Genomic DNA, 25883 nt, shown 5'->3' on the forward strand with positions numbered 1-25883 from the left:
ACACTCATATAATCATCCCCTTTGAATAAAATTTATAAAATCACCTGCATAGATCACAGCAAAATGACTGCAGCAGATGAGTTTATCAATACGCCGATCCCACACTTCAAATTTTCCTTAGTGCCCCCCGGTGTTGATACAACGGAAGGCACCCACAATTTTCATACCCACTCAAATCTATAGAATCCGGCAGATATTTTACCGGTTATTTCCAAATTTAAAATTAATAATAGTCTTTTGCTCCTAAAATATACAGACCGGGTAATAATAGCCCCAGTATACTCATTAAAATATTATCTCCCGACAAAAGCACTCCGACAAACCCTAATAACTGCAGGATAAACATGATAGTCCCCAGTATTCTGATAACATTCATTCTGTCATCCCGCCTGTTAAATACTAATCCTAAAATACCGGATACAATCATAAAAATAGCATAGCCGCTGTATATAAATAACGTTGTTAAAACAATTTTTGATAACAATCCTTCTGCAAATAATCCAATCCCATCAAACAGCACAAGATGGTAAACCAGGGTAACCCCGCCCATAATAATCATGAGAATACTGGTAATTTTTAATAATATTCTGCTCTCCATATAACCTTTTCTCCTTTGTATAACCGTATTATTATAAAAGGCACTATAATTATAATAATCATATAATCATAGTGCCTCTGATTTGTACTTGTACCATTAAGGTACGAAGAAACAATTTCCATATTCTGCTATCAAACTCATGTTTCCCCAGAACCCATCATGTATTCCCTGTGATTCATAGAAACCTTTGCTGCAGAAATACAGACAATCTGAATTATTTAATACAGATAGTTCTCCGCTCATCACCTGGGTGACGATTGAAATCTGTTCTGCTGTTGGTACATAACTGTCAATCATGGCATAGGTTGTAAACTGCCCTGGTGCCGCTACAACTCCTGTAGCTGTATCCGGGAATAGCGGTGACATTACTCTGTTACGAATAACTTCTGCTACAGCTGTCATTCCTTCTACTCCTGTTCCACCGGCTTCCAAACCTACAATTTGTGCAACCAGATAAATTTCAGAATCATTGGTTCCAATTGGCATCATATCTGCATTCGCATTGATATTTGCATCAGCAGTATATGGTCTTCCGTAAAAGTTAATATTAGATTCAACAATTGGATCTAATACAGTACCTCTGGCGGAATTAGCCGCATGAATCATCATCCCGTCACCTACATAGATTGCTACATGACTGATATTCATATAATCTCCATTAGCTTCATAACTGTAAAAAATTAAATCGCCGGGCTGCAGTTCCTCTCTGGAAACTACGCTTCCCTGTTCGGCACAGAACTGTGCCTGCCAAGCTGCTACACGAGGTACTGATACACCTGCAAGATCATAAGCTGTCATTACAAGATAACTGCAATCCAGGTAGTCTCCCTGTCCTGCTAATGGCATGGAATAAGGATCCCCTAAACGGGTATAAGCATATTGAACCACCGTATCTCCGATCGTTCCGCTGTATCCCCGGGAAAATCTCATTTTACCTCTCCTGCTGTTCAGGATTAGGGGATCCGCTTCCATTACCAAAGAGTCTCCTGCTTCTATCAGCCCCTCTGTCTTACCCAGAGTGATATCTATTGACTCCCCTCGCATTCTTCTGTCATTTCCATCTCTCACTGCAGCTACACCTAATAGAAACGGTGTATCCTCCGTCAAACGGTTTGTGATGTCAGCCCAGTACTCCGGACTGAAATGGTAACTGTAAGAAGTTGCTTTTGGTGTTCCGGACTGGTTTGCCAGTCCGGGCCTTAAAGTAAGTATCCTCTTTGGATTTTGATTAGCATCGTATAGCATAATTGCAAATCCATCCACAGACGGATCCGTCTGTTCAGTGTAACTCCAATTCACTACATAATCACCGGAAGCCGGGTCATTTGTAATGGATACATTATTGACCGCCTGCACCATATAATGGGTATCATCGTCCGGTACATATTCATTTCCTCTTAATACAGGCAATGTATACTGTCCTTCTGACTCATCTGCGGTATGCATCATCCATTTTGCCGGTGCATCCGGATCTGCCGGGTTAATTCCTTCTATCAGGGTATCATCCCAGCCGGATTTATCTTTTAAGGTATCTAGATCCTGCATCTGTGCAAGACTTAACAAGATTGCACTTTCTGCTTCCGGTTCTTCTTCCTCAGACTCATCCGTTTCGGTGGTACTTGTATCGGTAGTACCTGTATTGGTCGTATCTGTTTCTTCCGTCTGCTCCGGTCGAACCATATCTTCCAGCCCAATGTTATAATATTGGGCAATGGCCGGTTTCGGTGGTTCAGGTGGTTCTGTCTCTGTCTCTGTTTCAGTTTCTGTTTCTGTTTCGGATTCTGTGTTGCTCTCCGTTTCATAACCAGTTTCGGATTCCGATTCACTTTCTGTTTCAGACACACTTTCGGATTCTGTTACTGTTTCAGTCTCCGTCTCTGTTTCCTTAAGGGTTTCAGATTCCATTTCAGATTTCGAACTGCTTTCTGTTTCTGAAGTTCCCTCAGTAGCTGCGCCACTGCCTGAACCTGTACGGCTCTTGGATCTGGTTTCATTTTCCTGTATCTCAGGGTATGTTTCGGCACTGTCTTTGGAATCTTCTATTTCCGTTTCCGGATGAATATCTATGACAGATACCTCTCCGGATTTGGAACCGGATCTCCTGTACTCTGAACTTTCCACTTCCAAAGTTGAATCCATATTGGATTCTTCTTCTGTCTCCGGTACCGTTTGTATTTCCGTTACCGCAGCAGATCTCAACGCCGCATTCGACTTCTTCACTTTTTCTGTTTCCGGTTCTTTTATTACTTTTGTCTGACTTTCCGTCTCCGGTGCCTTCTTTGCTTTCGTCTGGCTCTCCGTTTCCGGCGCCTTCTTCGTTGCTGTCTGGCTTTCCGTCTCCGGTGCCTTCTTCGTTGCTTTCTGGCTTTCCGCCTCCGGCGTTGCCTTTGTTTCCTTTATACTTTCTGTTTCTGATGTTTTTTTTGTATCAGTTACATCTTCGGTTTCCGGTATATTCTTTGTTTCGGCTGCGCTTTCGCCCGACAGCGGTTGTTTTGCTTCTTCTTCGCTTTCTGTGTCCTGCCCGGTTTGCTTTTCAGCGGGGCTTTCTGTTGTCTGCGCTGTTGTCTCAGCTTTTTTATCTGCCTTATTTTTTTGTTTTTTTGCTTTTACAGATGTAGTTTCCGGGGTTTCGGCATCCCCTTCCCCTTCATCCGGCGGAGCTGTTGTCATTTTCTCGCCCCGCCCGTTATACTCATCACCGTTTACATCCACTTTTACCGGAAGCTGCCACATTGCAGTTATATCTGCTCCGTTTTCATGCGTTCCTGCATCGATGGTTCCCACGTTGATGTTATACCTAACCGTACTGAACGGAAGGCTGTCTTCATCCAAAGTGTGAACTATACCTGCCGCCATATCTGCTTTGATTCCTCCTGCATTGTGATTATACTGTATATCCACGCCGCTCTTATAGAGGATCTCTGCTGAGATTCCACCCGCTTTTGCAATTCCGTCTGCCCTTGCCGGCACTTCATCCGGATCAGATTTATCCCGGTTATCCTGGATATTTCCCTGATTCAGTGCATTCCGGACTATGAAACGTGTGGTTGGCGGCGCTGTTGGATATGCGCTATCTGCCGCATAGGCTGCAATTCCTGCTCCGTAGAAATTAGCATGTTGATTTTTACCTGTTACTTCTACATTACCTTCGTTTCTCACTCCAAACAGTTCAAGCATGGTCTCAGCCGCATATCCCACTGCTCCGGCACCGTAAACAGTACCAGGCGTAAAGGTATCAGCCTTTGGATTCTGAACTTCTAAATCAATTACTGTATTTCCGGTATTTCTGATGTTGCTGTTTCCAGTATCATCGCTGTCTTCCATATGGACATTTCCATTTTCTGCTTTTCCGATAAATCCGCCGCTGTAAAGCACAGATTCATCGCCCAGCTTGGATACTTCAAGGTTTCCGATATTCACAGTGTTTTTCATGTTCACAGTATAACCCTGCAGATGTCCCATGATTCCGCCAAGTTTACTTTCTGTCGCAGGTTTCTCCAGGAATAAATTGCTGTTATTGGTCACTCCCTGCAAAGTAATGACATTCGCGCTGTTATCTGATGCCGATGCTTTTCCAATAATACCACCCAGATTTATCATGTGCCTATCTGTATTCTTAACATACAGTTTTGTCTGGCTGTCCGGATCCGTATCATCGTAGCTTCCGGCTGTTACTTTTTTCAGTTTTACTTCTGCTGCCTCATTCAGTTCTCCAATGATTCCTCCAACGGATGTTCCCAGTGTGTTAACCGGATTACTTCCGTTTTGTTCGATACTGCCTGTAGCTGCCGAATTCTTGATATTTAGTTTACCCTGTTCACTTCTGCCCACAAGTCCGCCATAGCTTCCCTGTCCGTTTGTATTGCTGACAGCAATATTTCCTGCAGAAATATTTTCATCCATTTCAACGTCACATTGTATCACATTACCCAGAATTCCACCTGTAGCTGTACTTCCATAGAAGTATGTGCCAGCTGATGATCCTGTAACAGCCATACTTCCTGTATTCTGGAATCCATGAACCGTAAGAGGAGTATGGTCCGCATAGCCGACTGCACCTCCGGTATATAGATAACCTGCTGTTGTCGCAGACCTTGGTGTTTTTCCGACAGAGATGTTACCCTCGTTTAGTACATTGCTTACATCCGTGTCATCGGTGTCTGTGATTTCCACATCGCCGTTCTGCGCTTTTCCGATAAATCCACCGCTGTAAAGAACGGATTCATCACCCAGTCCTGTTACGCTCAGATCCCCACGGTTCTGCGTATTTTTCATAATCACGGAATAACTCTGCATTTCTCCAAGGATTCCTCCCAGCCTGCTTTCAGTCTGAGGATTCGCCAGTTGAATGGAACTGTTATTTACAACGCCATCCATCGTCACCTTATTCTTGGCATCTGCTTCCGTTGACGGATTTGATACTTTACCAATGATGCCTCCCACAGATACAGCATGTTTATTACTATTGCTGATATTGATCTGGGTAGCCGGTTTCATGTCCGCCGTATTGTAGCTTCCGGCTGTAACACCGTTCAGCGTAATTTCAGATACTTCTGATGTTTCGCCGATAATGCCTCCATAGGTTCCTTCCTGGCTTACAGCATAAGCAGTATCCTTATGTGTAATATTTCCAGAGGCTGTACTGTCTGTAACCGATATATCCGCTTTTGAGATTTTACCAACAAGTCCTCCAAAAGAACCTTTGCCGCTGATCTGTTTTAAGCTGATGTCACCACTTGACACACTGCCCTGTATTGTAACTTCTGACTGATCTGACACGCCTACGATACCGCCTGCCATCTTACCTGTCTTACCCTGTCCTGAAATTTCTATATTTCCTATGTTTTCAAAACCTTTGACTGACAGAGGTGCTGATACAATATTTCCTATCGCTCCTGCTGCATATACGGTAGTTACATCTGCACCAGTATTTACAAAGGCATTTTTAATTGATGTATGTCCCTGGTTCACCACATTGCTCTTGCCAGTGCTGTCCGTATCTTCGATTACAACGCTTCCGCCTTCGGCTTTTCCAATAAATCCGCCGCTGTAAAGTGAATTTGTATCACTTACCAGAGAAGCATTTAGGTTTCCACGGTTTTGTACATCTTTTAACTCAACCGCAAATCCCTTTTCTGTACCGATGATACCGCCCATCTTGCTGTCATTTGCAGAAGACGTTATCTGAATGGTACTGTTATTTACAATACCTTCCATTTGTATGGTATTGGATGCAGCTGTTGTATCTGCTGCCGCCTTGCCAATGATTCCGCCTGCATTTATAACTCTTTGACCGCTGTCCGGAATGACAATCTGTGTAGTGCCCGCTGCTGTTGCATCATCATAGCTGCCTGCAGACACGTCTTTCATTGTAATTGAACTAACGCCTGCGGTCTCACCAATGATTCCACCGAATGATCCGCCCTGATTATAGCTTTGCGTTCCGCTTACTGTAATGTTTGCAGATGCTGCTGCATCTGTCAGCTTTATATCGGATTTTTCTAACTTACCGATTATGCCTCCATAAGTTCCCAGACCATTGGTCTGATTACGGATAATGTTGATATTACCCAGGTTCTTCATTTCTTTCATTTCAACCGAGTAATTTACGGCATATCCTAATATTCCTCCTATACGGCTGTTATTAACCGCATAATTCAGATTAAGGCTGCTGTTATTGATTACATCTTCCATGACCAGCTTGTTCGGTGCGTCTGCGCTTCCCGGGGCTGCCATTACGGCTTTTCCGATCATGCCGCCAATTATGGCTTCATAACTTCCACTGTTCACCACCTGTATCTGTGAAATGGACGTACCTATTCCTGCATCAAAGCTTCCTGTTCTTACATTTTTAAATGCAATATCCGGTACTGCCGAAGTCTCACCAATGATTCCTCCATAAGATCCTCCGCGGTTATAACTCTGGGTGCTGCTGCTTTCTGTTATACTTCCGGATGCCGTTCCATTTATAAGGGAGATCGTTGATTTTTCTAACTTACCGATCATACCTCCATAAGTTCCCAGCCCATTGGTATAATTTCTATTGATATCAATATTTCCACGGTTTGCTGTATCTTCCATTTCCACCGTATAATTAACCGCATACCCCAGTATTCCACCGATTCTGCTGTTTCCTTTTGCATTTGTAAGGCTCAGTCCGCTGTTGTTCGTTACTGTTTTCATCACCAGCCTGTTTGGTGCACCTGTACTACCCGGCGCCGCCATTACGGCTTTTCCGATGATTCCACCCAGTAATGTCTCATAATTCCCATTGTTTACTGATTGTATCTTTGTAACAGAATTTCCTGCTGTGGTATCAAAGCTTCCCGTCGTTACATTTGTAAATGCAATATCCGGTACTTCTGATGCCTCTCCGATAATTCCTCCAAATACACCTCCATGATTATAACTCTGGTCACTGCTGTTCTCTGCCATACTGCCGGATGCTGTTCCATTTGTAAGGGAGATCGTTGATTTTTCTAATTTTCCGATCAGACCTCCATAGGTTCCCAATCCGCCGGTTTGGTTCCTGTCGATTGCAATATCTCCACGGTTTGTGATATCTTCCATCTCCACCGCGTAATTGACTGCATATCCCAGTATTCCGCCGATTCTGCTGCTTCCTGATACATAGCTCAGGTTCAGCGCGCTATTGCCTGTCACATTTTTCATAACCAGACTGTTCGGTGCATCTGCACTTCCAGGTGATGCCATAACTGCTTTACCAATGATCCCGCCTGCCACTGCTTCACTGCTGCCATTGTTTACAGCCTGTATCTTAGTAACAGAGCTTCCGGCTGCAGCATCATAGCTGCCTGCCGTTACATTTGTAAATGCAATATCCGGTGTTTCCTGAACTTCTCCGATGATTCCACCAAAGCTTCCGCCCAGGTTGCTGCTCTGGGTTGTGTTATTCTGAACAATATTCCCCGAAGCAGTGCCATTTTTCAGTTCAATGCCGGACTTAATTAGCTTTCCGGCTAATCCACCGTAAGCACCCTGTCCGTTTGTACGGTTCAAGATGATATCCGCAGATGAGGAAACGTTATCCATAACGGTATCAGCCTGTTCAATCAGACCCACGATTCCGCCTGTCCTCTGGTTGCCTGCATTTGTAAGAACCAGTTTTCCTCCGCGGTAATGTACATTCTTCAAGCTTAACGCTGCCTGCTCTGTAGAACCTGCAGGTGCTGTTACACGTCCTGCAATTCCGCCTGTAGAAGCCAGACTGCTGCTTGCTCCGGTATGGTTTATAGATGCTGCCGAAGTTACATCTGCCAGATTTGCAGAACCGGTGATCTTGCCAATCGTACTGCCTATGTCCTCTTTATTCGAAACCTGATTTTCCACTGAAATTTCTTTCCTGATATCAATCTTTTCTACAACCGGTATCTCGGCTGCTCCTGGTTCCGCTTTTATTTCACCCGCAATCAGACCAAACCGGTCTGGGCTTGTGGTTGTTACTTTTACTAAGGTGTCCGCTGCGGCAGAAGTGAGGTTGATACCGGAAATGGTACCTGCTCCTGTCTTCACAAGGATAGCATCTGCACTGATACGGTAATCCGCTTTATTGATAATGTAATCCAGATTTGATACTTTAGCGTTCTTAGTCATTCCGTTAAAAATGCTGTATCCAACCGGTTTCGCTGCTGATGCCGACCTGTTATCCAGAATCTTGTGATTCGTTCCTCCCGCTGCCGCCCCAGTATAGGTTCCTGAGAAGTCCTGTGCCGGGGTTCCAATGCCCCGTTTCCAGAATTCCTGCATGATTCCTTCCTGGTTCGTTTGTACAGGCACAGATAATTTCTTATCTTTTAATTCCAGATCCTGTGTCTGTGCATAATGAGATTTCAGATAATGGCTGTCCCCGTGTTTGATTCCCCCAAGACTGATGTTATAGAGGTTTCTCTGAGTCATGATCTCATAAGGTTTTGCCGGAGTTCCAAATTCCCATGCAGCACTCTGCGTTTCTGTTGCTTTTGCAAAATGCGGACTAAACTTAGAGTAGAAGTTGTTCTTATCTGTCTCCTCTTTGCCCGGAACCTGATATTCCACCACGGTTGCACTGTAGTATGGCTTCTCCTTCTGAGGCTCTTCCAGCCTGTCTAATACATTGTTATTGAATAAAATCTCATTTTTGTTATTGATAAATTCTTTATTGGCGAATATCGCCGGTACTTCATTTCCATATCCATCCCTTACCAGGACCTCATAATAATATCCGCTCTGCCCGTCTACATAAATCTTACTGTACTGCATATTGTTCAGATTACTGATATTGGACAGGTTGCCCGGATTCCGAAGATCCACATATTTCTTCTCTATGGTAACGAATAGTTTTTGTTTCTCCTGTTTCTTTATATCCTCTGCTATTGCATCGCCTTCATAAACCAGGACTTTATATCTGGCTGTGGTACTCACATTATTCAGATCTACCTTGATGGTATCCTTAAATGTCTCTGTTTTCCCTTTGTCAGCCACCGGATCATAAGGTTCGTATTTCAGCTTCTTATCGCTGCTTCCATACGGCGTTTTCCCGGTTTCCTGTGCCGCTCCGAACAGAAGCGGGAAGTTCAGGTTTTTTCTTGTCTTATGTTCATACTGCGTAAACTGCGGCAGTGGATATGGATCTTTAGCATAATCCCTCAATAAGAGGTTACTGCTGTTAATGGTATCATTTGCCGGATTCGGATCCAGCTTCCAGGTTTTGTCCGCACCTCCTGTTGTCATATCGAATCCCTTTGCCGCCATAGCGGCTGCATCCGTGATTTCTGCATAAGTCAATGCGTAGGTATCCTGGTAAACTTCATCAATACCATTGTCTGGGTCTGCCGGTGTTGTCACATAATCTTCGTGTTTATTGTCTGCGAAAGCCCAATATTCATTCGGTGCCCTGCCAAATCCCAGGTACAGTTCCAGATCCTTATCGTCTGTCACCACCATGGATCCCGGCAATCCGGGCAGCTGTGTGGAATCTCCCCAGTAGAAATTTTCGTCCTTCAGATAGTATGCATTTGTAAACCGTCCTCTGGACCCTTTGTTCCTGGATAAGCTTCCCTGATATTTTCCGCTTACAAATCCTGCGTTATAAACTTCCGTTACGCTGCCTGTAACATCTGCGGCAATACCAACTGCGGTTCCGCTGCCTCCGGCTGAAGCAACTGCCAGAGCTGTTACTTTACCGGTATTATAAGCCTGTTTGATCTGGCCGCTTCTTAAATCCTTTACAAGTCCTGCCGCCGTACCGTTGTGTGCTCTGATATAGCCGCCATTCATGCTCTGTGAAATCTGTGATTTACTTCCTTCCATGGTATGCACCAGACCTGCTGCGTGATGATTTCCCTGACTGGCAATAATTTCGCCATTATTGGAAACTTTCACGAATTTTGTATCTTTTGCATACGCTGCAATTCCGGCTGTTTCGATACTGAGTGCTGCCGGGAGATCATATTTTACTTTCAGCGTGTCCCCATTTCCAAGGGGAACATCTGCTTCCGGTCTGGTTAAATTCACTCCAAGAGTCGCGTTATTTCTTGTATCGGTTACTTCTGAATCTCTGATAAATCCTGCCACACCGCCAAGTGTATAACTGTTATTTAAATATCTCTTTACATTGGCAAGGCTGTTAAATCCCTGAGCACGTACCTCTCCGCTTACCGTAATCTTATCCAGACACGCATCGTCCGCATAATCTGCAATCAGTCCGAGGTTTGCTGTATAGTTGGATGCTTCCTGGTATTTTCCAAGGTTCTTAAGCTTTTTACCGGACGTATCCGTTGCTTTTACCTGCATCTGTAAATTGTGTACACTGGCTGTAAACGATGCTTTATCCTTACTTCTTAAATAGGATATAAATCCAATATCTTTGTTGTCCTGAGTGATCTTATGGCCATCGCCATCGTAATCGCCGTTAAACTCAAACATTTCATAGAACGGCTGATCGATTTTGAAATCTTGGCTCTGCCTGTAATAACGCCCTGTTGTGGCATCCTGTGCAATACCGGATGTAGTCATGCCGATTATGCTGTACTGGTCTGTTACATAATAAGGCTTCGCCTGTGTACCGTATGAATATCCGGTTGGCAGCAGACCAAAGAAGGTTGTCTGGGAATCAATATTACTTCCATCAGCATTATCCCCTCCAAAATGTACCTGGAACCGCTCTGAGGTGTTTCCTTTTATTGCAGATTTTGCAATACCATTTACCGTTCCGTTTTTATCCTGGAAATCACTGACTTTAGATTCAATATCCGCTGTCGTGGCGTTTCCTGTGGATTTTGTTACAATTGCTGTATAGTATCCCTTAATTGGCATATACCAGCCGGTTTCCTCTTCATCGAGAATCTGAAGTGTCCCTGTTCCTGCGTTAAATACAACATTTGCCGGATTAAAGAACTTCATCGTTCCCGCCGTTGTGGTGGTTGACTCATAATTCGGAAGTTTGCCGCCTGAAGTTACCGCACCTCCCGGTGCTATTTCAAATTTCCGGATGGTAATCGGGGCATAATCTGCCTTCTCATATGCATCACCATCATAGATTGTGACCTGATAAGAGGCTGCCGGATCATATCCATCTATCTGAATGGAATAATTGGAAGGTGTACTCTGATAGCTGATTGTACTGGATACAGCATCTTTAACCGTAACCTGTGCGTTTTCTATCGTGGTTTTCGGGGTTTCTATATCAATATTGTTCTTGCGTCTATTAAAGTCTGCGTTGAATGCAAAGTCCGGTTTATCTGCCAGGTATTGATCCCCGACGTATTCCGCTGTCTGCTGTCTCTTCACAAACTGTGGGAATGGATACAAGACATCTCCGTCATCGTCCCTGGTCTGATTATCCAGAGTCCAGATATCAGGATCAAAGCCTTTGAAATTATCTCCGGACATCATATCCATATAAGTCATTGTTGTTACGTTATTTCCATAGGTTGTATTTCCAACCGCATCCAGTTTGTAATTATAACCTTTTGCGTCAGGATCCTGGTTTACTACTACCTGATTCCAGGTGAAATCCGTCGTTGCTCCGTTTATTACCAGCTTGTAAGCCTGGTGGAGCTGTTTGATGCTCAGTTCCGGATCAGACAGACTGTAGCAGTTTTGTATATCTACGAACCGGTTTAATCCTCCTCCGGCTATTCCGCCGATATTCCGGTTATTATCTGAGAAAGTACCTGAAATATAAGAATCCGCAGTGTAATCTTTGATATAGTGAACGGTTCCCACATTATAACAATTCCTGATAATGGTCTTTCTGTCATCGTTATCCGTAATATCTGTTGGTTTTAACGTATCCCAGCTGTAGCTGTCCGGTCTTGGACTGGATGCATAAGCTACGATACCTCCGGCGTAAGAATTTTCTATTGCCTTTTTATTATCCGTATTCGTAGTGACTGCAACATTTCCTGTGTTGTAGCAATTACTCAGTTTCAGCTGGACATCCTGATTCGGTACGGCTGTTCCGCCATACCCGGAAGGAACTGCCACAATACCTGCTGCTGCCAGCGTTCCCTGTACATAACCATTATTTACACAGAGGTCAACAACGGTATGTTTATCTCCATAGTTACTGATTCCGGAAGCAATTTTTCCAAATACACTTCCATTATTCGTACAATAAGAAGCTTCACTTACATAGTTTCCGATTCCGCTTGCCAGTCCGTTGCCGTCCGGCGTCTGTACGATACCGTTATTATAAGAATAAGTAACCTGTATCCTGCTTTCATTTCTGCAGTCTGCCTGCTGTACCGTGTCACCTGTACCAAAGCTGACAATACCCTGCGTGATGCCGTTAGCCTGTTCATGGGCAACAACTGCCCCGTTATTGGATGATTTACGGATTGTTCCAATCTGTCCCACCCGATTTTGGGGATATAATGCCTCGCAGATCATTCCGGCAGATACATTATTTGCAAATACATATCCTTCTTTGTCTACCTGGCACCCATTTACTTCCGCCTCGGTTCTGTAATTCTGATACAGATTCAGACCTGGCTTCGTTTCGTCAATATCTTCTGACTTACGGGTACCGGAAACAAATACTAAGATACCTGCTGATCTGGATGAGTTTCTTGCCAGTGCATCTCCGGCATTCATAAATGGATCATTTCCTCCATAGATACCGTTAATCTTTCCGGCAAAAGTATCATCTGTAAAAGTAACCGCTTTCTTAACTGCCTCTCTTCCGGATGCTGTTGTAGGAACATCCCCGCTTCCGCTGAAACGCCTTGCCGTATACAGTGCAAAACCTCCTGCCCTGCTGGCACTTATCCTTGCAGATACCCTTGTATCATAGATTTTTGCATCTGCGCCGGTTTCCATCGGCAGCTGCGGACTTAAGTTCTCAAATAAAGCATTGTCGTAATCCTGATAAGGATCCGGATTCCTGGCCGTCCTGCCATTACTTACGTAATATGCCAGCCCTGCTGCTTCATCGGCAACAATCTTGCTGTCACTTCCGATATTTAAATTCTTCACCACACCGCCGCTCAAATCATAAATCAGAGCATAATGTGTATTCGGTATGGATGCCCCGGCCTCGAAATTACCGGGATTTTGTATACGGTTTACCCTGATTCTTCCAATGGTATAACCATTTCCGTCCAGAGATCCCGTCATACGGTACATACGTTTATTGGATGCACCAATTACAAATCCATTGTATCCGCCATCACTTGTAGATAACTGGATATTATTCATTAATTCTATATCTCTTGTAAGATATTTCAGATAGGAACTTCCGATTGCTGCATAACCCATGTTTTCACCCAGGTTCATGTTATATAAATGACGTTCATTCCGGATCTGCAGCTTGTTCTCTGTCTCTACCCGGTATGTATCCGGCTGGGCTGCTGTCTCATCTTCTGCAAGCAGTGTACTTCCCAATGCCGCTGTCGTCTGAGGATAATATTCCAGATCATCCAGATCATCAAAATCAATGGACGGAATTTCATCCAGTATACTGTCATTATGAACATCATCTATTTCAGTATTTGAAAAATGCATACTGAACATTCTGCTGGTTCTGTCATATGCCGCTAAATTTTCCGGCTTGATTCCTAATTCCTTATCATAAATCTTGGTTGCCTCTAATGTAAAATAACCACTGGAAGCCGGCAGATAAGAATCCATCTCTTCACAAGGAAGATTTATCCGGATAGTCATATTAGTTGCTCCTGTGAGATTTACGGATACCGTAATATCATCTACAGAATCAAATTTATCCGGATCATTTCCTGCCGTATCTTTTGCATAGAAATAATACAATTCCCCGTTTACCATAATATCCTGTTTTTTATTGGGGACGTCATACTCATAACTGGATGCCTTAGCCAGTGTGTAAACTTTAACCGGCGATTTTGGCAATATCGTATTTGTAAAAACTGTATTATTATAATTATAGGTTCCTCTGCTGTGTCCGTCATAAACGGAGAAGTTCATATAATTTGGCAATGCGCCGCTGCTCAGTTTGAACCTGGCTAATAAATCAACATTTTCCTGTGTAACTCTCTTTACCGGATACTTATCATTGTCTCTGAATTTTATTTCTACTCCGGTATTGTTGGTGTTATCTGCTGTCCAGGTACCGTCTGTATACGCTGAATTGTCATTATTTCCTCCATCATGGTATTCCACGGATGACTGCATATAATCAACGACTTTTGTTGGCCAATAGTTGTAATAATAGGAAACCTTCGTATTATCAAGAGACGTAAACGACTGGTTATTACCCGGCAGTGCCTGTCCTCCGTTTGTTGTAAAACTGCCCAGACTGACTTCGGATATACCGCTGTCATCCGCAGAAGCACCTGCCAGATCCAGCTGTGGAAATTCATAATCCATTCCCAACGTTAATTCATCCTCTGTCCATGGATAAACAAATTTAGCCGATCTTGCCTTTTGGGCTGCAAGGCTGCCTGAAGAAGCTGCCACATCTGCCGAACCGGTTCCCGTAATTTTATTGTTAAGAGGGGTTTTCAAATTTTCTTCCCCTTTGGCCGGATATTCCATAGATACGCTGACGCTGGAATTTACCTTTGCATACTGGCGTACCATATTGCTGTAATTTCGCAGACCATATTCACTGTCCGTTCTCTTTTCATCCAACGGAGTTGTATTATCTGCCGGATCTCCATCCTTTTTCAACTGCTGTGTTTTCTGTACAAATGTTTCATAGTCTGTACTGCTTGGCAGTGAAATTGGTTTTAACCCATAGTTGAAGGTGGAGTCGATCTGTGAGGTGGAACTATTCCAATACTTCAGTTCGTTGTCACTGAGATAATAGCTGTTCTCAATACGTTCTGATTTAATTACTTCATCGGTATATCCTTCCAGGAATCCAATCAGGGTTCCCCGGTCGTTGGTACCTATTATTTCTCCTGTGTTATAGCTGTTTGTTATTTTTATGGTCTTGCTGCGGTCCTGGGCCATTACGCCTACCAGCCCGCCTACTTTTGTACCGGATACTCCTAAGTCATCCAGTCCGGTATCCGTCTGTTTTGCAGATATGGTTGCACTGTTATAAGATACATCCACAGGACCGACTGCATAACCTGCAATACCGCCTGTGTAACTGGCTCCTCTGACAATCTGCGAACTGTTGAATACACTCTGGATATAGACACCCGTCTCCGGCTTCTGAACAATTCCGTTGCCGGTACGTTCACCAAGCTCACCGGCTATCCCGCCGATATGTGTTGCCTGTGTATATTCTGTCAATGTTGAATTTCCCGGAACATGTCCTACATCATGAATGTAAATCACCCTGTTTTCACCAATCACATCGCCCGTGTTGTATGTATTTGTGATCCGGTAACCGCTTCCGCTGATACCGCCTGCACGCTGCACCGCAGATATCTGTCCGGTATTGACTGTATAATTGATAATACCGTATGCTCCTGTGATACCGCCTACATAGCTTTTTCCACTGACTGCGTTAGACTGGTTGCCGCCAAGGGTATACTTTCCGGCAAACTTTGCATCTTCCTGTAAATCTTTAAATTCTTCGGTTATGAGCGGGTCATTTTTACTCATGGTAACAATAACACTATTGTCACCCCGGCCCACGATTCCACCGATATAGCTTCCGTCTACATTACTTTTATCAAGCTGTGCAGATTCGTAACCCGGTAAAGTTACGGATGCCGTATCCGTTTTTAAATCTTCGGCGCTATACGCCTTACCGGTAACAGCTTTCAGATTCTGGGCAAGCGTTACTTCTACGCTTGTTCCTGCATATCCAATGATACCGCCTACATTTGTTCTTCCGGTTACGCTGTTGTAATTCCGGGTATCCAGTACCTGAGTTCCATCATAGGCATAACCGATGATACCGCCCACATTCCGGCTTCCCCTCTGAATAAAGTTTCCGCTTCCCTTTGCAACTTTTGTCCCAAGGGAAATGTCTTCTCCATCCATTCTGGTAACCTGTTTCACAAGTGCATTCTTTGCAAATCCTACTACTCCGCCTACATTTTCCGGAGAAACAACTTCTCCTTTCAGCGAATAAACTCTTTCAATTCTGCCGCCTTCCATATATCCGACTGCACCGCCTGCGTTCTGACTGGTCAGGTTATACTGGTCTCCTGTACTAAAATCAACCAATCCCTGAGCAGTTGTCTGGCTGGCACCCTTGTCTATGGAACTTGCCCTTACCTGGGCATTGTTGGCAACCATGTGAAGTCCCGTCATGCTACCGCCAATACGGATTGCATACGGATCTTTACGTACTGCTTCATCGTTAAACGCCGGTGCAAATGTACTGTGATCGCCTTTATCTGTAGTATTCAGATTTGACGGTCCGGGATTAATATCAAATGTGTAGGTAATATCTGCATAAACTGAATTTCCTACCAAACCTCCGGCATTGCTGTTTCTCGCACGAATACCGCAGATTGCATTGCCGCTCTTCTCCGCACCTGTGTTAAAGGTGTTCTCAACGCGGATATTTCCCGGATTACCAGTAACGAATCCTGCAATTCCTCCGGCATTATTGTTGCCTGCCGTTATATTATCCTCTGCCGATGCTTTTACTGTTGCAGCTTTCGGAGCATTGGTATAACGGTTCTGATAAGGTGCATCCGGTGTATCCGGACCTGTCGTGATTGTCTGATAGGTAATATAGCTGACTTTTTTGGCTTTTTTCAGATCCTTAACAGCAGTACCTCCTATATTGGTATCTTCTGCCTTCACGGTCTGATTTAATTTCACATCAATTCCGCTTAAGTCTGCCACATCTTTGTCGGCGCTGTCTTTTTTGTCGCTGACAATATCTCCGGTTCCCTTATCATATAATTGTCCGGCAATTCCTCCGGCATTATTTCTTCCTGCGGTGATCTGGCCCATATTATAGGTATCCAGCAGCTGCACACTTCCTCTTCCGTTACCGATGATTCCTCCGGCATTGTCCCTTCCTGCACGTATATTAGCCAGGTTGGTGTAGACATATGCACGGTTATTTATGATCTGATCTGATATTAATTTGGAATAGGAAATGCTCATTGCATCTGCTCTTCCCACCAGACCTCCGGCATTGTCCTGACCGGCACTGATCACTCCCTGGGCGCCACTATTCTGAACCTGTTCATAGGTTCCTGTCATTCCGCTGTTAAATACATCCTGTAAAATACAGATGTCCGCATCGCCAATGATTCCTCCGGCGTTGTCATAATCTGCGGTTACCCGATTTGTATTCGTAAAAAGGAAATTATCAGGATCATTCGCATTCATAGCATCTGTCAGTACTTTCCTGGAATATTTCAGATCCAGCTTTACCGCTTTTCCTGCTACTCCTCCGGCATTGTACTGTGCCCTGATGCTTCCTCTGTTAAATAAATCGGTGATATCTGCATCTATATCATTTCCCTGATAGTCTTTTGCGGTTGTGGAAATCTCAAACTTTTCACTTGCATAACCGAAGATTCCTCCGGCATTTGCAATTTTCGCCCATACATTTCCCGTATTCGTACTCATACCCTTTGCAATCATGTTTACCACACGATTGTCCTTATTACTGTATTTTCCGTCACCGCCTATACCGAAGATCCCCCCGGCATTCATCCTTTCCGCAGTAACATTCCCTGCGTTATAGACATCAGAGATGTTAAAGCTGTTCTGTTCCAGGCCTGAACCTGTCTTGATGCTGTCTATTCCTGCGTATGACATATTATTAAATCTGTCATCTGCTCTGTCCCTGCCATCCGCATTGCCGACAATTCCTCCGGCATTGCTGCGGCTTGCTGTTACAGTAGAATTATTTGTGTAAATTCCTTTACTGATTGCTGTATCTACACTGACATCGTTTGTAATATCAGTATCGATCAGTCTTCCTACCATACCGCCTGCATTGCTTCTGGCATTTACTGTCAGCGGCAATGCTCCAGCCGCTGTTGAAATTCCACTGTAGACATCTTTTATGATCGCTCTGTCTGCATCTGCTGAACCAACGCCGACTACCTTACCTGCAATTCCTCCGGCATTGTCTCCGCCTGCGGTGACGCTTGCCTGGTTGGTCATGAAGTAATCATTAATTACATTATGAGTTCCATCGATCACGACGTTCTTACTGTGCTCAATGGTACCTTTTCCGCTCAAGAATCCTGCCACGCCTCCGGCGTTATTTCCGTATCGTGCATTTACAGTTCCACGGTTAAATACATCCTTTATCGTTACATTTCCTTCGGCACTTCCGGCAATTCCTCCGGCGTTATCCCTAGAAGCAGTTACAATTCCCTGATTGGTACATACTTTTTCTTCCACAGATTTCTTAGCCGTAGCTTCTCTGCTTTCGATATGTATTTCTCCAATCACCTGCCCTGCAATACCTCCGGCATTGCTATTGTTCGTTGCTGTCACAGTACCACTGTTATAAGTATCTGTAATGGAAACAACATTTGTAGCCCTGCCTGTGATTCCACCGGCATTACTGCCACCGGCTATTACATTTCCCTGGTTGGTATACATCTTGTTAGCAACCATGTCTAATGCAATTGCTGTATCACTGCTGACAGCAGCATCTTGTGTATTCGCCTGTAAGTTACCGGCGATTCCTCCGGCATTATCTCCGATTTCGGCTGTAACAGCACCTCTGTTAAATACATTTGTTATATGAATATCTACACCGGTTCCAATCACACCTCCGGCATTGCTGATCCTTGCCTTAACATCTCCCAGATTTGTATACATACTGTTTGCGATCATATTGGATGCAATATTGCCATCTATACTTATCACAACAGTTTGCGCATTTCCCTGAAGATCTCCGGCAATTCCACCAGCGTTACTGCCAGTTGACGCTGTTACCTTGCCCCTGTTAAATACATTACTGATATTAACATCTACACCAGTTCCGATCACACCGCCGGCATTATTAACACCTGCTGTGACATTTCCCTGGTTACTGTAGATCATACCTGCAAATACTTCCGTGGCTACGGATCTATCGTGGTTGATATTACCTTTTGCAATACTTCCCGCGATTCCACCGGCGTTACTGTTGTTGTTGGCAGTTACTGCCCCCTGGTTGAACATATTTATAATATCGGTATTTTCACCATGACCGGCAACTCCGCCAGCATTTTTCCCAAAAGACTGAATCGTACCTGCATTATTATATATAGGCGTAACCCCGGTAGTTATATGTGAAATAATTCTTTTCGCGATCCCTTCATCATTTGCAATAACCATTGCATCAGTATCAGAGTCTTTGTTCATATTGCCGACTATTCCTCCGGCATTATCTCCATTTCGTGATGTTACCGCTCCGCGGTTAAACACATTCTTCACATCTGTATGTGAGTCTCCAATAATTCCTCCGGCGTTATTTGCCGCCTGAACTGAACCGCTGTTTGTATAAAAAATTCTTTTGCCCGCGTCTGCAGGTATCACAACATCATCTAAGATATTCTGGCTGTATGTCAGGATAAATCTGTCCTGCTGTGCAGTGGAACCCCCTGGCTGCCTTACCTGGATCAGCCCTGCAATTCCTCCGGCATCTTCATTAGTCGCTGTAATATTTCCACGGTTAAATGCATTATGAATAACTGCATTCCCATCTGAAATATTTCCTGCGATTCCTCCGGCATTTCTGTATGCATTTACTGATCCTTCATTTGTGGCCATGGAGTTGGTATGATTCATTCTGGCTTCAATTAATTTCTCATCATATGTGATCGTAACTGCAGAACTGATGTAACCGGCTATTCCACCTGCATTTGCCTGTGATGCGGATACAACTCCGGCATTAAATACATTTCTGATTTCTTCTGTGGTATTTAGTTTTCCCGCAATACCTCCGGCATTATTGCCGACTGTACCGGTTGTGCTAACCGGCATTGTATTTGTGTAATACCCCAGAACAGGATCTATTTCATCTGTTATAGGATCCACCGTAATACTTGGCAGACTTTTTAAGACTAGAATCTTTACTTCGGTATCTGTTGATTCGGTGTCCCCCGGGAACAAACCTGCATCTGCTTCGGAAGTGACACTGCCTGCGATTCCTCCGGCATAACTGCCGGCAGCTTCAATCTTAGGTGTGGTCACCGTATTATAACGGTTCTCCACATTTTGAATCTCAACTTTTCCGGCTGCCACACCTGTGATTCCTCCGGCATAACTGCCTCCGGCACTAACCGTTCCTTCATTATAGACCGGTTTTTCCTGCACCTGAGTAGTCCCCACATTAAGTTTTACATTTTTTGTCAAAGCACCGGCGATCCCTCCGGCATAACTGCCCTGAGTGGTTACATTCGCACTGTTGCTGACCTGAATTATGGCATTTGCCGTCAGGTTTCCAATATTATAAGGTAATGAAAGGTTTGATATTTCCACCTGATCATCTGCCAAGCCTATAATTCCTCCGGCATACGATACCGCTGAAATACCAGGCTTCATAACAGGCACTGTTCCGATTTTAATATCTTCAATGATCTTTCCTGTTTCCGTTTTCAGATTTACAGCTCCGCTTATTAAAAACTCATTTCCTGCGGCTGCTGTAATACCTCCGGCATAACCTTTTATTCCTGCTCCACCAGTCGCTGTCAAACCAACAGCAGCCACATCGGCCTTATTTACCACATTCTGCAGGGATACCTGATAACCTTGTATCTGTCCTGCAATTCCTCCGGCATAACTGTCTGTTGCCAGCACCGGACCGGCATTTGCTGTATTTTCGATTACTACATCATAATGCAGTTTTGGATTCAACGGTCCTTCTGCAGAACCTGTAATTCCTCCGGCATTTATTTCAGCCTGAATAATTCCATAATTGGAATATTCACTTTTGTAAGTCTTCACCGCAGTCGTCCCGGCACCCGTAATATATTCGTAATCCCGGATAACATATTGCTCATTGGTTGAACCCGCTGCTTTATCAAGTCCAGAAAAAGTGCTTCCTTCTTCTATACTTCCGGCGATTCCTCCGGCATTATACTGCTTAGCTGTAACTTCTCCGGTGTTAACCGCTTTCGTTATGACTGTCTTTTTGTCTGCAACACCGGCGATTCCTCCGGCATTGTTATCTGCCTTTACGGATATACCATTCAAATCTTTTCGGCTGGCATTTCCAAGAGCAGGATTCTGGGTTTGATTTTCTTCGTTAATCTTACCATCATACAGACTGATGAAACGGGTTCCGTTTGCAGTATCTACCAGCATTCCTGATTTTGCATCACCCGGAACTGTGTCCTCAATTCCTATTGCAAGTATACCTGCAATTCCCCCGGCATAATTACCTGCTGCTTTTATGGTATTGCCGTTAAATCCAGGATCCGCTGCTCCATATGCGTAAGGTTTTAGAACAATTTCATTTCCACTGCTATCCTTCAGTCGTTCTTCACTTTTTTCTCCGCTTGCCGATTCTACCATTTTCGTGTGATAATTATTTTTCTCGTTTTTCAGGAGTGTAATATTCTTTCCAAATCCCTGAAACTCGCCGGCAACACTGCCTACATAATCATTTCCCTTAGCCGTGATGCCTTCAATGGTAAAATTCTTAACAGATGCATTTTGTCCAACAATTTCAAAAAGACCTACTCTGTTTTCCTTTGCTGTATCAGCCGGATTACCCGGATCTGTATATGTATTACTTATTTTTAAGTTTGATAATTTATAGTTGTGATAAACAGGAATTTTTTCCTTTTTCTTCACACCCAGCGAATCCAAAACTTCAATCTCAAGATAATTTCCATCCGCCTTTTTCTGGTATTCAATTTTCCCGGCAGTATCTTTTTTAACCGTGGAAGTAAATGATCCTTCAAACCCTCTTGTTCTGTCTGGCTCTAACGCATCATGTTCATTTGCCGATATCGGCTGTAAAATCCGCAGTTTTGAGACATCTGTTGTAGTCAGATCATTACCTGACGCATTTGACACTACCAGCCGGTGATATACTTTGTTACCACCTCCGGGCTGTATAACCTCTTCTCTTCCAAGCTTCTGTAAACTCCAGTCAATGTCATCATTTAGCATAAAGTTCTGGAAATTGCCATCTTTATTTGGTTTATAATCCGGGGCTGTCGGATCTGATTTGTAATTCAGTATGTACCGAAGATTGCTCAGATGTCGTGCATACCCTAAACCGTACCACATGTTAGATAACGCTGTTTTGTTACGATTTTCCAGATATGCCATTGCTTCTTCAAAAACCGTACCGCCGCGTACACCTGTGATATAGATGTTTTCTGCGGGATTGACCGTCTTTGCTTCCGTATAGGCATTTTCTTCTCCGGATGAAACACTCATGGATCCGGTAAATCCTTCACCTTTATACTTTCCTTCTACTATGACTTTAAAGTTTTCATTCCATGGTATTGAGGGATATTTTTTATTGACCGATAATTTATCATCACTGTCATCCGTTATACTGTCGAGAACAAGCCGGAACACTCCATATTGTTTCTTCCCTGCTTTATCCGCAGGTACATAGTATGACAGCCGGTGCTTAAAGGTACTGGTCTCATCAGAGCCGTCATAGCTCTTCATTGTTCCATCACCCTGGAGTTCTTCCGTATAAAAAGGAACCATTAAATTCGTTTTCAGAGCGTTATTCACGCCTTTATTTTTATCATAAGAATACAGATCATAAACCGGCATTGGACCACGGACATCGCCGGATGCTCCTGTTGTCACAGTACTTCCTGGCGTTATATAACCATCTCCGCTGTTATATGCGGTAACGTCTTTTATCTTATAATAGACCTTCGACGTATCCACAGCATTTACAATGGATATATCATAAGTCATTTTGGTGAATTTTTTCCTCTTATCATCCGTTACTCCACCTGCATCATTTTCCGGACCGATTTCACCCCACTCAATAGTAAGCATATCATCATTATTAACTTTTACATATGCATTCTCCAAAAGTCCTAAATTTTCCGGTTCTCCAATCCCCTGAGCGCCATAGTAGCCCTGTCTTTTATCTTCCAGGGCACCCCGGTCCCTCAGAAGCACATTTTCTTTACTCTTTAATACACTTTCGCTTAAACTTGTTTCATTATAAGATAAGCTATCTGTACGTTCTGAATAAAATGCGCAACGAACCGTTTTATTATTTAGATTAACTTCTACCAGAATGCTGTAATCGAGAATACTCTTATCACTGATATAAGGTTCTAACAGACGGTAAAGCAAAGCAGATTCATCCGAGTCATCTTTGCTCAATTCCATGTAAACTAAATTTTTTGAATCGATCAGTTCTTGCTTTTTAGCAGTTTCATCTGCACTGCCTTCGGCGACTCCAGGAAATGTCACGCCGGGATAATCAACTCCATCCACAGTACCTCCCTTAATCGCCTCCTCGGGAACATCAAAGAATTCCGTTCCCCGGTTTGCATCCGAAAACTCCTCATCAAACTTGCCCTGAACTTTCAGATCTGTCAGCGAAGACTGCATCGCCATATAAATTACCTGAGAAGTATCATCTGCCCTTGCCATGTATGCCTGATTAGCGATTCTCACTGCATTAAATGCAACTATACCAATCAATATACTAAGCACACCTAAAACTACAGCTAATTCAGTAATTGTAAAGCCTTTTTTATTTTTAACCCTTTTCTTGTACCTGTGCATAAATGGCATCATATACAGTCACCTCCTTTCAAAGCAGTCAGCGCTGCATTTTTTAGATGCTGATAATTTCTGTCACATGCCATTTTGTTACACTTGAGTTGCTGGCTTTAAATGAATGCTCCGCCCTCCCCGTTGTACAGGGAGAAAGGGGAAGATTTGCGAAACATTCATTTAAAGCCAGCAAGTGACTTCTGGGGTGTTGCGCCAGAAGTCTCCTGCTGTTTGATATAAATGTCTATGTATTATTCCTTATGGTGCAACTGTAATTTCACCCGAAGCAGCAATAGCACCATTTCTCATTGTTGCTGTATTAAACTCTGTTACCGTTGTATCTGGTGATACACCTGAAACACCTTTTACAACTCCACCATTAGCATATACTGCACCCATAATAGCACCTTCGCTTGTAATATATAAGTAGATCTCATCAGTGCCTTTTAAATCATTTGGGGTAAAATATGCATCTCCGCCAGCTGCAATAAAATGATCTTTTGCCGGAACAGTAGTAGCCGGTGGCACAGGAACTACGCTAAAGAATGTCAATAAGTTATCATCCATATCGGTACTATCAAGCTTAACTGTATAAACTGTTGTACCTGTATACTGAGTACCACCTGTAACATCAATAGCACGACCTGCTGCCACATTACGTGTAGCAAATGCCTGAGCTGACGTCATAAAGTTCTTTGCTCTTGCAGAGTCAGCAGTTTCCTGACCATCTTTAATAATTCTTGCAACATTAGGTGCAACCAAAGCAATTAAGATACCAATAATTGCTAATACCACGATCATTTCAACCAATGTGAAACCTTTTTTGTTCTTAAATTTTTCTCTTAATTTTTGCATTTCTTATCCTCCGTCTTTTTAATTTATAATCGTTTGTATCTGTTAATCTTTATCTTTTTTCCTCCCTCCATTTTCTTTCAGATACATTTTTTGCTTCAGTAAATTATTACTGCCAGCTACTCATATAAAATAACAAAAAAAACGGATTTTTTACCATTTTTGTATTCAATCGCTTATATAGTGTAATGCTTTTATTGTCCATGTACTAAAAGGTAGTTTTTTCGACATAAAAACATCAATTTTATATCTCAAAAAGCAAATATGAACATTTTTTTACTTATTAACCAGATATTTGTTAACCATCTGCTTGTCAACACACCGTTCAATACCTGCATCGTAAGTTATAATATTAGACTGTATTAATTTTGCTATATGAAAATCCAATGACTGCATTCCTGCCTTCTGACCTGTCTGCAATACGGATGCAATCTGATGACACTTATTTTCACGTATCATATTTGATACGGCATCATTACACAATAAGATTTCAAATGCAGCTATTCTTCCAGTCCCATCAGCTTTAGGAATTAAAGTCTGGGTAATTACCCCTCTTAATACCTGTGCCAAAAGAATTCTAACCTCATCCTGCTGGCTTGCCGGATACTGGTCAATAATACGGTCCAGAGTGCTGGCTGCTCCTGTCGTATGTAATGTAGATAGAACATAATGTCCTGTCTCTGCTGCTGTAATTGCAGCAGAAGTAGTTTCCAGATCACGCATTTCTCCAACTTGAATCACATCAGGATCTTCTCGAAGCGCACTCTTTAAAGCACCTGCAAATGTATCTACATCTCTTCCCACTTCCCTTTGATTAACCATAGATCTTTTGTGTTCATGCTTGTACTCTATAGGATCTTCAAAGGTTAAAATATGGCATTGTTTATTCATATTTATATAATTAATGATCGATGCCAATGTTGTCGATTTACCACTTCCTGTTGGTCCGGTTACAAGTAAAAGCCCTCTTGGATACATAGCAAGTTTTTTAAATAATTCAGGCAGATTTAATTCATCCATTGTAGGTATGGTATCATTTAGCAAACGTATTGCTATGCCAGGGCTGCCATATTGCGTGTAAATATTAACACGGTTCCGGTTTCCATCTGAAGAAACATAACAAAAATCCACATCCTGCCCAAATACATATCTCTTTTTCACTTGCACCAACATAGAATCTGCCAATGCCCGTATCTGGTTTTCATTTAAAATACCTACTTCTTTCATTTTTTCTAAACTTCCATGAATTCGCATAATAGGTGGAAGCCCTTTTGTAAAATGTAGATCTGATACTTTCCAATCCCTGCAAGTTTCCAGAAGAATATCAATGATCTGCCTTTTCTCAATTTCGTTATTCATGATTCCAACC

Annotated in this window: 4 protein-coding genes; all 4 read right to left on the minus strand. The window is 43.1% G+C overall.

From position 1 onward, the window contains the following. Positions 1 to 223 precede the first annotated feature (223 nt). A complete protein-coding gene (locus tag QR40_RS14225) occupies positions 224 to 598 on the minus strand; it encodes a hypothetical protein (RefSeq protein WP_044295633.1) in 375 nt (124 codons plus the stop codon). A gap of 96 nt (positions 599 to 694) precedes the next feature. Further along, positions 695 to 23683 carry an NlpC/P60 family protein gene (locus tag QR40_RS14230; RefSeq protein ID WP_044295635.1) on the minus strand — a complete coding sequence of 7663 codons (22989 nt, stop codon included), beginning with the start codon at positions 23681 to 23683 and terminating at the stop codon, positions 695 to 697. A gap of 237 nt (positions 23684 to 23920) precedes the next feature. After that, positions 23921 to 24517, minus strand: a complete 597-nt coding sequence (locus tag QR40_RS29885) for a competence type IV pilus major pilin ComGC (protein ID WP_052430858.1) — start codon at positions 24515 to 24517, stop codon at positions 23921 to 23923. 273 nt (positions 24518 to 24790) lie between these two features. Continuing rightward, complete coding sequence (locus QR40_RS14240; RefSeq protein ID WP_044295636.1) at positions 24791 to 25873, minus strand: type IV pilus twitching motility protein PilT; 1083 nt, start codon at positions 25871 to 25873, stop codon at positions 24791 to 24793. Positions 25874 to 25883 lie beyond the last annotated feature (10 nt).

The sequence above is a fragment of the Robinsoniella peoriensis genome, from assembly GCF_000797495.1.
Taxonomy (GTDB): domain Bacteria; phylum Bacillota; class Clostridia; order Lachnospirales; family Lachnospiraceae; genus Robinsoniella; species Robinsoniella peoriensis.